10 protein-coding genes and 1 riboswitch are annotated in these 12,017 nt (G+C 56.4%); of the genes, 4 read left to right on the top strand and 6 right to left on the bottom strand.

Annotated elements, in window-relative coordinates:
* Positions 1 to 428: 428 nt before the first annotated feature.
* Both lpxA and M4951_RS19425 read right to left on the bottom strand, forming a co-directional pair.
* Positions 429 to 1,307, bottom strand: coding sequence for an acyl-ACP--UDP-N-acetylglucosamine O-acyltransferase (lpxA, locus tag M4951_RS19420; protein WP_262023286.1), 879 nt, complete (start codon positions 1,305 to 1,307; stop codon positions 429 to 431).
* A 197-nt stretch (positions 1,308 to 1,504) separates the two neighbouring features.
* Positions 1,505 to 2,095, bottom strand: coding sequence for a DUF4339 domain-containing protein (locus M4951_RS19425; RefSeq protein ID WP_262023287.1), 591 nt, complete (start codon positions 2,093 to 2,095; stop codon positions 1,505 to 1,507).
* Between the two features lie 165 nt (positions 2,096 to 2,260).
* On the opposite strand from M4951_RS19425, the gene M4951_RS19430 reads away from it, so the two are divergent.
* The gene (locus tag M4951_RS19430) at positions 2,261 to 2,593 is read left to right on the top strand and encodes a tetratricopeptide repeat protein (RefSeq protein ID WP_262023288.1); all 333 of its coding nucleotides are present in this window, start codon (positions 2,261 to 2,263) and stop codon (positions 2,591 to 2,593) included.
* Between the two features lie 57 nt (positions 2,594 to 2,650).
* Here the strand turns inward: M4951_RS19430 and M4951_RS19435 are convergent, their stop codons facing one another.
* From M4951_RS19435 to M4951_RS19445, 3 genes are all read right to left on the bottom strand, one after another.
* On the bottom strand, positions 2,651 to 3,529 hold the full coding sequence (locus M4951_RS19435; RefSeq protein WP_262023289.1) for an RAD55 family ATPase: 879 nt from the start codon (positions 3,527 to 3,529) through the stop codon (positions 2,651 to 2,653).
* A 942-nt stretch (positions 3,530 to 4,471) separates the two neighbouring features.
* Positions 4,472 to 5,611: a cysteine desulfurase family protein gene (locus tag M4951_RS19440; RefSeq protein ID WP_262023290.1), complete on the bottom strand. Its 1,140-nt coding sequence runs from the start codon at positions 5,609 to 5,611 to the stop codon at positions 4,472 to 4,474.
* Between the two features lie 329 nt (positions 5,612 to 5,940).
* Positions 5,941 to 6,231: a hypothetical protein gene (locus M4951_RS19445; RefSeq protein WP_262023291.1), complete on the bottom strand. Its 291-nt coding sequence runs from the start codon at positions 6,229 to 6,231 to the stop codon at positions 5,941 to 5,943.
* 260 nt (positions 6,232 to 6,491) lie between these two features.
* Here M4951_RS19445 and M4951_RS19450 point away from each other — a divergent pair, with 260 nt between their 5' ends.
* Complete coding sequence (locus M4951_RS19450) at positions 6,492 to 7,499, top strand: DUF1559 domain-containing protein (RefSeq protein ID WP_262023292.1); 1,008 nt, start codon at positions 6,492 to 6,494, stop codon at positions 7,497 to 7,499.
* An 86-nt stretch (positions 7,500 to 7,585) separates the two neighbouring features.
* On the top strand, positions 7,586 to 8,086 hold the full coding sequence (tadA, locus tag M4951_RS19455) for a tRNA adenosine(34) deaminase TadA (protein WP_262023293.1): 501 nt from the start codon (positions 7,586 to 7,588) through the stop codon (positions 8,084 to 8,086).
* A gap of 455 nt (positions 8,087 to 8,541) precedes the next feature.
* On the opposite strand, the gene M4951_RS19460 is transcribed toward tadA, so the two are convergent.
* The gene (locus M4951_RS19460; RefSeq protein ID WP_262023294.1) at positions 8,542 to 10,434 is read right to left on the bottom strand and encodes a TonB-dependent receptor plug domain-containing protein; all 1,893 of its coding nucleotides are present in this window, start codon (positions 10,432 to 10,434) and stop codon (positions 8,542 to 8,544) included.
* 95 nt (positions 10,435 to 10,529) lie between these two features.
* Positions 10,530 to 10,722, bottom strand: a riboswitch (cobalamin riboswitch).
* 310 nt (positions 10,723 to 11,032) lie between these two features.
* Here M4951_RS19460 and M4951_RS19465 point away from each other — a divergent pair.
* Positions 11,033 to 12,010, top strand: a complete 978-nt coding sequence (locus M4951_RS19465) for a DUF1559 domain-containing protein (RefSeq protein WP_262023295.1) — start codon at positions 11,033 to 11,035, stop codon at positions 12,008 to 12,010.
* Positions 12,011 to 12,017 lie beyond the last annotated feature (7 nt).

Raw genomic sequence — 12,017 nt, forward strand, 5'->3', positions numbered from 1 at the left:
TTTTGATCGAATCCATCCAGAGGCCGTGAGCAGTTTGCTCACGGCCTTTTTTTGTGGAGACGCTATTCCTCGTAGCCCGAAGCGCGAGTTTTGAGGTTGCGCAATTTGGCCTGGTTGGCCGCGATAGCTCCGCTATCGGGGCCGACGAAGTCGGTAGGAGGCATTGAGCCGCGGTCGGACCTGACAACGGTGGTTGCCGCGCAGTTTGAAATGGCGAAATGGCCTCGAACTGCTTACCAGGAACCAATGCCTCTTACAGCTGCGCCGCCCCGATAGCGGAGCTATCGCGGCCAACCAGGGAAAGAGCGCAACCTGAAAAAGCGCGAGCGCGGGAAATGCGGTTGGCTACTTCGATCCGCCTTTGAGTCGCCGAGCGATTTTCCCTCGCTCGCGCATCGGGATACGAAGAGAGATGATCGTGCGATTTTCTAACCGGCTTGGCGAACGTTGATCTTTTCGCCTTGATCGGGCTGATCGCCTGGCATCACGCGTAGTTTGACCGGATCGTTGATCGGGCGTTGGCGACCGCGACTGCGAGCTTGGATGAAGCCTCGCTTGCTGGGCGCCAGGAACGTATGAAAATGTTCCGCGGCGCGACCCGAGAATTCCATCCGGATTCGCTCAAGCGACTCGCCGTTGGTTAGGTTCGAGCGATACAGGATGCGGTACGCTTTTTTCAATTCGCGAATCGCTTCGGCGTCAAAGCCGTTGCGTTTCAGTCCGACCAAATTCAAGCCCACGACCAGGCTCGAACAGCCGTCGACTGTCACGTAGGGGGGAACGTCTTGCACGACGTGCGCTTGTCCGCCCACCATGGCGAAACGGCCGACGCGGCAAAACTGGTGGATCGCGACGGCGCCAGAGACATAGGCGCGATCTTCGATCACCACGTGCCCAGCGACGAGCGAATTGTTGGTCAGAATAACGTTGTTGCCGATGTTGCTATCGTGGCCGATGTGAGCCTGAACCATCAGTAAGCAGTCGTTGCCGACAACCGTCGTTTCGCCGGCATTCAAGGCGCGGTGGATTGTAACAAACTCGCGAATCTGATTCCGATCACCGACAGCCACGCGGCCAGAAAGTTCGGGTGCACGAATGTGCTGGGCGGCGCCGCCAATGACAGCATGATCCCAGATGCGATTGTCGCAGCCGACGCTCGAGCCCGATTTGATGGTGACAAAGGACTCCAGTCGACAGCGATCTCCTACCTCCACGCCGGCTTCGATGACGCAAAATGGTCCGATTTGAACATCAGCGCCCAGGCGAGCCTGGGGCGATATGACCGCGGTCGGGTGGATCTCTGTCACAGCAAATCCTTTTGCTGATGGAAGTTGTATTGCCCTCGCTGCGGCCCTTGATAGCAATCCTTGCCAACGGAGCCGAGCTTATTCACTTCCCCGGTATATCGACGAACTGGAGGCGAGAGAATCGCGCAAAACGTCCTAACCCGCGAAATCTCCTCGGTTTTACCCCGAAAGGCGTGCCTGCGTGAAGACCAAAATGATCAACCCAGCAGCACTCCAATCAGAATTAGTCCGCTCAAGATCAAAAGCGGCAAGCCGTTTAAGACCATTCCCACGATCGCCCAGCCTTTGCCAGAACCCGGCAATAAAACGCCGATCCCTCCGACGATCAGTCCCGCTAGCATGACGACAAAGTTAAAACAAAAACTGAGTCCAATGGCGAGCAATACGGCCTCCGTCGGTTCTCCTCCGCCTTGATTTTCTTGGATCACCATAAAGACCACATAGCCAAAGAATCCCAGCAACAGCAACCACGACAGCGTTCCCAAACCGCACGAGACCATCCCCAGCCATCTCGCTGTTGAGGATCCGCTGTCATTGATGACGCGAACATCGGCTCGCGGCGAAGCGTAGGGAGAAGGCTCCGGTTCTAAGTCCCGAAAATCTCCATATTGATTGCCGCTTCCGCCGCGGAGCATCCTCTGCAATTCGGGGAAGTCACGGGCGCGGCGCCAATCATCGGTCCCTTCCAGACGAACCGGCGTCGATTCTGAAATCGGCTGCGATTCAAGCTGAAAGCGAGAAAAAGGGCCGCGCTGTTCGCCGCCGATCTGGAGGTAATACTCGCTCATTTTTTGCGTCGCCGATCCAATCAGGTTAGCGCTAACTCCTGGCTGCGAAACGCCAATGTACTGAAGTTCACCGCTGGTTGCACGCCTGGGAATTCGCCGAAAATCACGTATAATTCGAAGAAGTTGACCCAATCGTCGATTCCAACCCTGCCAGAGCATTTCCTTATGTCGACCGCAAAAGAACTATACAAAGCCGGCGAGAGCCTCAAAGACGCTGGCAAGTTGGACGAAGCCGCCGCCCAGTACGAAGCGGCGATCGCCGTCGATCCAAGTCACGTCCTCTCTCACATGGCGCTCTCAATCGTCTACCAAAAGTTAGACAAGCACGCCGCGGCGGTCGAACATGCCGAGAAAGTCTGCGAGCTCGAGCCGACCGATCCGTTTAACTTCACCGCCCTGTCGGTGACCTACCAACGCGCCTTCGAGGGAACTCGCGATCCGATGTTCATCCAAAAGGCCGAAGAAGCCAAATATCGCGCCGACATGGCGCGCGGTTAATAAGCCGTTCAACTTTCGTGCGCCACGGCTCTGTGAGCCGTGGCGCATGCATACGTGCTACCCTTCAAAATGCAGACCGGCGTCGTCGATCGTGTACGGAACAATTTCGTCGGTCACGGCGCTGCCGCGATGTTTGGGTACGTACATCGCGCGGCGTAATTTTCGCCCATCCATGAACTTGCCCAGATAGATGATCGTGTTCGCGCCCGAGAGGATGTCTCCCTCGTCGAGCGGCCGCGAGATCAAGTCATCCAGCATCGCTTCTTTCGACGTCTGCAACAGCATGCATCCCACCTGCGCCGGATCGTACGCTTGACGCTCCGCTTCGGCGGCATGCTCGCGAAACTTTTGGCGAAACAGATCTCTGGCGACCCACATCGGATCCTTGCGCATAACCTGGTGATAGACGTACTCGAACAGATTGAACTGGATCGATTCGCTCGGCGTGTCGACCGGTTCGATTCCATCAATCACGACCCGGCGTGAACCGCGACAAAGATTGCCGTAGAGAAAACCGATTGTCGTCGCCAATTTTTCGTTCAACTCTCCTTGCCACTCGTGCCAGGCGTCCCAATCGAGATCGCGTTTGGTGACCCGCTTGCCGGCATAGTCAAAGACGTGCAGGAAGTTGCCATAGTCGGCCTCGGTCGCAAAGAAGTCTTCGAGATTCGGCTTGGCCTGGGAGTCGCAGCGCGTCAGTTTCCAATCGACCATCCGCTGCGCGTAAGCGGCGTGATTCTGCGAGTCGCCGCGCGAGCTCATGTCAAAGAAGACGCCGCTCTTTCCTTCCGCGGCGACGCCGGCATGCGCGAAATGGACGCCCAGTTGCGTCTTCCCAATTCCAGTCGCGCCGACGACAACCGTCAGCGTGCCAGGGACGAGCCCTCCCCCCAATAGTTCATCCAATCCCGGAGCGCCGGTCGTTTGTCGCTGCATCGTTCGCTTTCGTAGGTCGAGGGGGTCGCGTAAGAGATTGCTCCGATTCTCAACAGGCGCCGCCGGAGCGTCAATCGCCCCCTCAGATGCCCCCCTTTCCCATGTCAGAAAAGAATCGAAGTGATTCCAGTCGCGTGCTCCAGGTTAATTTAGGTAGCTTAGCGATCTCGCCTGATATCCAAGTTGGACAGGACAACCAGACCGCCCAGTTTTCTCGCCCGAAAGGTTGGACAGGATCGGACCGCCTAGTTTTCTCGCCCGAAAGGTTGGACAGGATCGGACTGCCTAGTTTTCTCGCCCAAAAGGTTGGACAGGATCGGACTGCCTAGTTTTCTCGCCCGAAAGGTTGGACAGGATCGGACTGCCTAGTTTTCTCGCCCGAAAGGTTGGACAGGACCGGACTGCCCAGTTTTCTCGCCCGAAAGGTTGGACAGGACCGGATCGTTTTTTTCGAGTTGTCAGGCGGCCCTCCCAGTTTGTCCAGAACTGGTTGGGTTGCGCAGCAACAAGATGCTTCCCCATGCGGTTGCAAAATTTGTTCCCCCATCCTCCCAATTCAAACTGGGCAATTTAGGCGCACCAAGCCCTGTTAGCACGTTTGAGGTCGCGTCTCGACGCACGCGACGCCGATTTCCTACACGCCGCTCGGTAATCGACCACGAATCCGTGCGCATTGTCAACGGACAATCTTCATCGCGCCAGGCCTGCAAAAAACCTGAGTAGGGTGCGTCGAGACGCACCTGGAACTTGCCGATTCGATCGCCAAGCATATCCGTGTGGCGACGCAACCGAGCGCTGCGATTGCGTTACCACGCTTGGTTATTTTCGGACGTGGTCGGCAGGACTTGTGCGTCTCGACGCACCCTACTTCTAGTGGAACGATTTTCAGTATAGTAGGGTGCGTCGAGACGCACCTGGAACCTGCCGATTCGATCGCCAAGCTTAGCGGACCAGATTCGACCAGGCCGAGACTAGCAGATCGGCCGCTTCTTCGATCTCTTCTTCCGACGTGTACCAGCCGACGCTAAAGCGAATCGTTCCGGCCGCCGCGTCTTCACCCATGCCGATGGCGGTGAGCGTGGGTGAATTTCCGGCTGGCCCGGTGTGCATCGATGCAGCCGTGTAGGCGCAGACCGAATCAGCTTGGCGCAAGAGACGTGCTGCGTTGACGCCGGGAAATTGGACCGACATCGTATTGGGCAGTCGCTCTGCTTTGGCGCCGGGGATCCCCAGGCGATCAGGAATGCCGGCGCTAAGACGATCCTGCAGCATGTCGCGCAGTTTGGCTTGTGCGTCGGCCGACTCGTCCAGACAACGACGGACCAAATCCGCCGCGGCGCCCATGCCGATCAACGCGGCGATATTCTCTTGTCCGCTGCGCAGTCCACGTTCTTGCCCATCGCCGTGCAATAGCGGTGCGAGCGGCGTGCCGTTACGGATATAAAGTGCGGCGGCGCCTTTGGGACCGTAGAACTTGTGCGCCGAAAGGCTCAGCAGGTCGACCCCCAATTCTTGCACCTGAACCCGAATCTTGCCGCAGGCCTGAACAGCGTCGGCATGCAGCAGCACGCCGCGACTGCGGCAGATGTCGGCGATCTGGCGCAGCGGCTGAATCACGCCGATTTCGTGATTGGCCAGCGTCACGCAAACCAGGCGCGTCTCGGGGCGAATTGCATTTTCGACCGCTTCCGGGTCGACGACCCCATTTTTGTCGCAGCGCACGTAGGTCAGTTCGACTCCCAATTGCTTGAGAAACCGCGCGGTCTCGGTGACGGCCGCATGCTCCAGCGCCGAGACGACCAGATGTCCGCTGATATCGGCCGGATTGCGAAAGAACGTTCCTTGAATCGCCAGGTTAATGCTTTCGGTTCCGCACGAGGTGAAGACAATTTCTTCGTTGGTCGCGCCGATCAAATTGGCGACCTGACCCCGCGCGTCCTCAAGCGTCTCTTCGACAATCCGCGACGGCGGATATTCAAAATCAGGCGTCGAATAATACTCCGCCAAGAACGGCAGCATCGCCTCTTGCACGCTGGGAGCAATCGGAGTGGTCGTATTATGGTCAAGGTAGATTCGCCGCATGAGATTTTTCTTTCTCGTCCGAAATGCGAGTTTTGCAGCTCTTCGAGCCATTTGGACACTAGCCCGCTGCGCGAGCGAGGGAATGCGGCTCACCACTTCAATCAGAGTCGGAATTGCCGACCGCATTCCCTCGCTCGCGCAGCGGGCTAGTGTTCTGTCACGCGACAATTTTCAGGCGCCATGATTTTATTAGCCGTAGTGCGTTAGCACCGGTTTCTGATGGGAACTCATTTGCGAAAGACAATTGGTAACAGAAACCGCGGCTAACGCCGTGCGGCTGATATGGATACAGGCACGGCGTGTTCCATATCTTCTTTGTCCGCAAAACGCTAGATCTTAGGCAACGATCCGCTGAAACCAAATTCGTTGAACATCTTGGTCGGCACGACGGCCGTGATTTTCAAACAAGCGATAGACTCGAAGGGGACAAAAACCTGGCGCCCCCCCATCGCGTCTGGGGCGGGTCGCTGCAGCAACATGATGTCGTCATCGAACACAAATCCGGTAAATGGGATCTGTTCGTTCAGCGTGGTGACGACCAATCCTTGTTGCGGCATTTTCTCGGGCCATGCCTTTAAGAGTCTCAACCAGCGGTTTTCTGTTCCGATTTCTCCCGTCATAACGATTATCCTTGCAAGCTGTTTGGTGATTTCGGCCGTCTGTCCCCCAAAACAGGCGGCAAGCACCCTCTTTTACCAAGTGGAAGCCGTCGCCGCGCAGGCTACGCAACCATAGGTCGCAATTACACTTACGGTTTCATGAATTCTCAGCGCGGGCCTCACCAAAGTCTCGACATCCACGCCTATTTTTGCGATAGTGAATGCGGCTTAGCTTTTCGCGGTTGCTCCTCAAAATTTCTCTCCATCGAAGAGGATACGTCATGTCTTCTCCAATCCGTCGTGGTTTTACGCTCGTCGAGCTGTTGGTCGTGATCACGATCATCGGCATTTTGGCGGGCCTGTTGTTACCTGCGGTCGGCATGGCCCGTGAAGCGGCGCGCAACGCCCAGTGCAAAAACAATCTGAAGCAGCACGGCTTGGCCGTCGTCAATTATCAAGCGTCAAAACAAAAAATGCCGCCACTGATGTCGTTTATCCCGACGACCGGCACGCTCTCCTATACCGGGACGCAGATTGTCAATTGGCCTGTTCCGCTGTTGTCAGAACTTGGCCGCAACGATTTGTCCGATATCTATAGTGAAAAATATCGCGCCGGTAATACCAACCCTGCTAACGACTCGACCGATCCAACTCTCCGAGGTCAGGTTCTCCCTATTCTGGTTTGCCCGAGCGATCCGGTCGATGTAATTGAAGATGACTCCAATCCGCTTGGCTATTTCGCGAACGGCGGCATCCAAAACGATTACACCGCAACCACGACTAACGCCATCGATATCGAAGCCAACGGCGCTTGGAGCGACAATGCGATCACCAGCGGCGAAGTGAAGGCGCTGCTCGATCGGATGAAAGATGGCGCTTCCAACACAATCTTGTTGGTTGAACGTGTCCAAACCTTGCAATCCAACCCCATCAAGTGGAATGTCATCGGCAGCGATGACAGCACGTATCCCAATGATTTCGAAGCCGCCGTTTTCTGGTATGGCAGCACGTTTACAACAAGCATGACGCCGATCAACAGCGTTCTGGGTGACACGATTTCCAAGTCCGCCAATAACTCGCTTCCCTCCAGCAATCACTTCGGCGGCGCCAACGTCTGCATGGTCGATGGTTCGGTGAAATACCTGGATGAAAATATCAATGGCACGGTGCTAGGCCGACTGATGTCGTCCAACGGCGCCAAAGCCAACTCCACGCCGGGTACGCCCAGTGCAGCTCCTGAACCAGATTGGCAAAAGACGCCGGTCCTCGGCACCGATCTCGACCTGTAATCAAGTCACGTCGCATCCCCCCCTACCCAGCGTCCTCTTCCTGCAAGAGGACGCTTTTTTTGTTTTTCCTGATGGTCTGCTCACCCATGATTGATTCGGCCGAACCGCGCCAGTTTGAGTATCCTTCGTTCCACCAGATCTTCATGTATCAGGCGTTGGAACTTGCCGAGCAAGCGGCCCGCGAAAAAGAAGTCCCCGTCGGCGCGATCATCGTGCACGACAATCGGGTGATCGCCGCCGCCCATAATCAGCGCGAAACGTTGCACGATCCGACCGCGCATGCCGAGATGATTGCAATCACCCAGGCAGCCGAGTCGCTGCAAAATTGGCGCCTGGAAAACTGCACGCTGTATGTGACGCTCGAGCCGTGCCCGATGTGCGCCGGCGCGATTCTACAGGCCCGCATTCCTACGGTCGTCTTTGGCGCCGTCGATCCCAAAGCAGGCGCCGTGACGTCGCTGTACACGCTGCTCAGCGACTCGCGTTTGAACCATCGCTGCGAAGTTGTCCCCGGCATTCTGGCGCCGCAGTGCGGCGATGTACTAACCGAGTTCTTCCGCGCGCGCCGTGCGGAAGGGAAGAAGTAAGCGGGGGAAATGTCTAATTTCTAAATCCTAATGTCTAATGAAGAATGCCGTATTTTCTTCAAGCATTCGACATTAGATCTTAGACATTCGTCATTTACGTAAAACCGCGCGATTCTCTGCGCGTGCCGCTGTCTGGCTTACCCAGCAGTGCTGCCCTGTTAACGATCTGGGCAGGTCTATCCGTTTCCAAATAGTCTCGTTTCGCTCCGTCGAAAGTAGCGACTTGCTGCAGCGCGACAAACCGCGCGGGCGCCAATCAGCCGCACGGCCTTAGCCGCGGTTTCTTCGGCGGTTGTTTGTCGCAGTAGAGTACGTGGAAGAAACCGGAGCTAACGCTCTGCGGCTGATGGACCAGTCTCCTGCTTAGCTGCAATCCTTTTTGCGTGGTCAAAAGTAGAGACATTTACGTAAAGCCGCGCCCAGAGCCAATTCTCTGGGCGCACTCTTCCTGTCGACTACCAGACGAAGCGCAACCCACTATAGGCGCCGATCCCTAGCGTACCGAAGCCGGGGACTTCTTCGTAATCTTCGTCAAACAGATTATCGATCCGGCCGACCAAGGTAATATCCTGCGCCAGATCGTAGGCGCCTGCGACGTTGACCGTGATATACGAATCGAGCGGGCCTGACAGATCAAACCGGCTGTCGACGTACAGCAGATAGAGATTGACCGTCGCGTCGCTGGCGACCTGACGCTCTACCCCCAGGGTCGCTTTGTTCTTGGGACGTCGCTGCAACGGGCGATCGTTGTCCAAGTCGCGAGCACTGGTGAACGTGTAGGTCGAACGAATGTCGGTCCGTTCGTTCCAACCCCAAACGCCGACCACTTCGACGCCGGTGGAGCGGGCCGTGCCGATGTTTTCGAGCATAAACGTATTAAAGTCGAACGCGATCAAGTCTTGAAAGTCGTTGCGAAAGTAGGTCACGTCAACCGAACCTTGGCGATCAAAAATATACTTGGTCATCCCCACGTCCCAGCCTTTGCTGCGTTCGGGCCGTAGATTGGGATTGCCAAAGGGAAACAGGTTTTCGGCCAGCGACGGCGCTCGAAAGCCGGTGCCGATGCTGCCATGAAATTCGGACCCAATTTCCCACGCGTCGATCAAAAACGTAAAGCGATACGTCTGCGCCGTGCCGGCGACGCTATGATCGTCCCAGCGGACGCCTGCGGTTCCGTAGAAGCGATCGCCGAGTTGGTACTGGTCTTGCAGGAAGACGCCGGAAAGATACTGACTGACGGCCGGCGTCGACGTGTTGGACGCTTCCTCGTTCAAGTGGTTTGTGCCGACGGTAAAGATGTTATCTTCCAACAGCATCAAGTTCATTTGATATTCAAACTGTTTCGTCGCTCCGTTGTACTGCGGATCGAGAAAACCAGGATCGGTATCAACCCGTTTGTAGTTCGTATGGTCAAACGCAACGCGATGCTCCACCAGGCCGTCAAATTGAAACGACTGCAACTGGATCTTCTCGTAAAAGACGTCGCTGAGGTTCGAGCGAATCAGATTGTCGACCGGCAACGAGCCGAACGGCTGATCGTCGACCGCCGCATGCACGTCGGCGTAGCGAAAAACGTAGTCGACGTTCAATAGCTCGGACGGAGTCCAGCCGTAACGCCCCGAGATGGTGCCGTTGTAATAGCCGTCTCGCTCGGGATTGCCGTTGGCGAACTGGGCCGAGCTGACGCCGTCGGTTCCTTGGTAGCCCAAGCTGGTCGAATGATAAAAGAGGTCGTTGCCGCCGCTCATGGTCAAGCTGGTGTTGGAAGAGTTGAAACTTCCTCCTTCGACCAGGGCCGTCGCGGTCAGCGGACCTTCGCCCCGCTTGGTGATGATGTTGATCACGCCGCCGATCGCATCGGATCCATACAACATGCTTTGCGGGCCGCGCAACACTTCGATCCGCTCGATGTTCTGGGTCGACAACGTCGAGAAGTCAAAGCTTCGTCCGGCGTTGCTGGGATCGTTGATCGGAATGCCGTCGAGAATCACTTTGGTATGCTGCGAATTGGCGCCGCGAATAAAGACCGACGTGATCCCGCCGGGACCGCCGTTGCGCACCACATTTAGCCCTTCGACCTGTCGCAGCACTTCGGCCACGGTCGTCTGTTGGGTCCGTTGAATCTCTTCGCCGGTGATCACCGTGACGCTGCTGCCGGTCTTGCCGACGGCGACCGTCGTACCGGTCGGCGTAATTGCGGCCGTATCGGGCAGCGGATTGGCCGGAAACGAATCAAGCCGGCCGACAACTTCGACCTCGGGCAAGACCAGGTCTTGCTGCGGGTCGAGCAACGGCACGATCTCGGTCTCGGCGAGCGGAGATTCGTTTTCAGGCGGTTGGGCGGGCAAGGAGGTTGTCCACCACGAAAGACATGCGGCTAGCGCGCAAGTAGAAGTCCAGCGAAATCGCATCGTTTTCCTATCCCTCGAGGAAAGCAATCATCGAATTGTCCATTCGCCGGACCAGATATCCTGGCTCCGAATCGTCCTACTGACCCTCCTTCCCGACTTTGCAAAAAGTCAGTGGCATACGCTGGGCGTTCGTCCTCGTTACAGTCGCGGGGCGGCGGGAGCATTTCACTCCGCTTCCCTGAAATCCGGCGAAACGTGCGTCTGAGCGCGCTTCCCCGATTTCGGGGAAAACGTCGATAGACGCTGCAGTCATCGACCATCCCCAGCGTTACCAATTAGTCTGATCATTCTGACCTTCCTGGTCGGTTGGATTCTTCCTATTTTGAAGCGCCTGCCGAATATGCTGGCATTCTTTGGCAAATTTCCCTTACCAACGAGCGATTCTGGGGCGAGATTTACCACTAATTGTCTCCAAAGTCTGGACGTGAAGGCTGGCTTTTGACAAAATGAAGTTCTGGTAAGGCATTTCCTGCGCTAGCTTCCCTTCTCGCGGTTCTCGTCTTTGGCTTCTAGCGCTTATCACGGAGCGAAGTGAATGTCTCGGATTCGTCGCGGCTTCACGCTGGTAGAATTATTGGTCGTCATCGCCATCATCGGCGTCTTGGCTGGTTTGCTATTACCGGCGGTTAATGCTGCGCGCGAAGCCGCTCGGCAAACTGTTTGTATCAATAACCAAAAGCAGCTTGCGCTGGGAGTTACGCAATTCGCGGCGAACAAGAAGCACTATCCGGGGTATGTTGAACCGCTGAATCCGGCGCTCGATCAAACCTGGATCCAGGCGATCTTTCCTTATATTGAGCAAACGGCGCTTGCTGAGAGATGGGAAGCGCTGTCGACAGCCCCAACCACAGGCAGTCCCCTGCTTCCCCAACTAGATATTCTGACCTGCCCCAGCGATCGCTCCGATTGGGTAGGCCCCTTCAATTCGTATTGCGGCAATGCCGGCAGGGCCAGTCAGGGACCGATTGTTGGTTCCTCCACCAGCTATGTCGCGGAAGGGACGGAGAACGGCATCTTTGTCTATCGAGGTAGCCGAATCCCCGCTCTTGGATCGGCGTTTCCCAAGGTCACCGATGCGGCGATCAAAGATGGCCTCAGCAACACGTTGTTGATTTCTGAGAACTTACAGGCCTCCAATTGGAATCGTCTCTCCACGAAGATTCAACAGGATGGGGTCGTCAGTCCTACGACTTATGGACGCAAAACCGGCGTGGTGATGACCTGGTTCACCAATTCCGCGTCGACTCCGAAGGTTGTCAATCCGCCGCCAGCCACTTGGATGCCAATCAACGGCGATAAATATGATGAAGAGCGAGAGACGGCGCCGCGTCCTTCGTCGGAGCATCCAGGCGTCGTCATCGCGGCCATGGCGGATGGCTCTGTTATGACGCTGGCCGAAACAATCGGCTACCAAGTCTATGCCCAATTGCTAGTCACTGACGCGACCAAGGTGCGAGACTCCGGCTCTGGCCCGCTGTCTTACACATTGAACGAATCCGACTACAAGAACTAAGCGGTTA

Origin of the sequence: Blastopirellula sp. J2-11 (assembly GCF_024584705.1) — a bacterium.
Taxonomy (GTDB): domain Bacteria; phylum Planctomycetota; class Planctomycetia; order Pirellulales; family Pirellulaceae; genus Blastopirellula.

What these genes read in the sequence shown, in the direction of transcription:
- M4951_RS19425 (WP_262023287.1), bottom strand. Translation starts at nt 2,095, where the DNA reads ATGAGCGAGTATTACCTCCAGATCGGCGGCGAACAGCGCGGCCCTTTT.
- M4951_RS19430 (WP_262023288.1), top strand. Translation starts at nt 2,261, where the DNA reads ATGTCGACCGCAAAAGAACTATACAAAGCCGGCGAGAGCCTCAAAGAC.
- M4951_RS19435 (WP_262023289.1), bottom strand. Translation starts at nt 3,529, where the DNA reads ATGCAGCGACAAACGACCGGCGCTCCGGGATTGGATGAACTATTGGGG.
- M4951_RS19440 (WP_262023290.1), bottom strand. Translation starts at nt 5,611, where the DNA reads ATGCGGCGAATCTACCTTGACCATAATACGACCACTCCGATTGCTCCC.
- M4951_RS19445 (WP_262023291.1), bottom strand. Translation starts at nt 6,231, where the DNA reads ATGACGGGAGAAATCGGAACAGAAAACCGCTGGTTGAGACTCTTAAAG.
- M4951_RS19450 (WP_262023292.1), top strand. Translation starts at nt 6,492, where the DNA reads ATGTCTTCTCCAATCCGTCGTGGTTTTACGCTCGTCGAGCTGTTGGTC.
- tadA (WP_262023293.1), top strand. Translation starts at nt 7,586, where the DNA reads ATGATTGATTCGGCCGAACCGCGCCAGTTTGAGTATCCTTCGTTCCAC.
- M4951_RS19465 (WP_262023295.1), top strand. Translation starts at nt 11,033, where the DNA reads ATGTCTCGGATTCGTCGCGGCTTCACGCTGGTAGAATTATTGGTCGTC.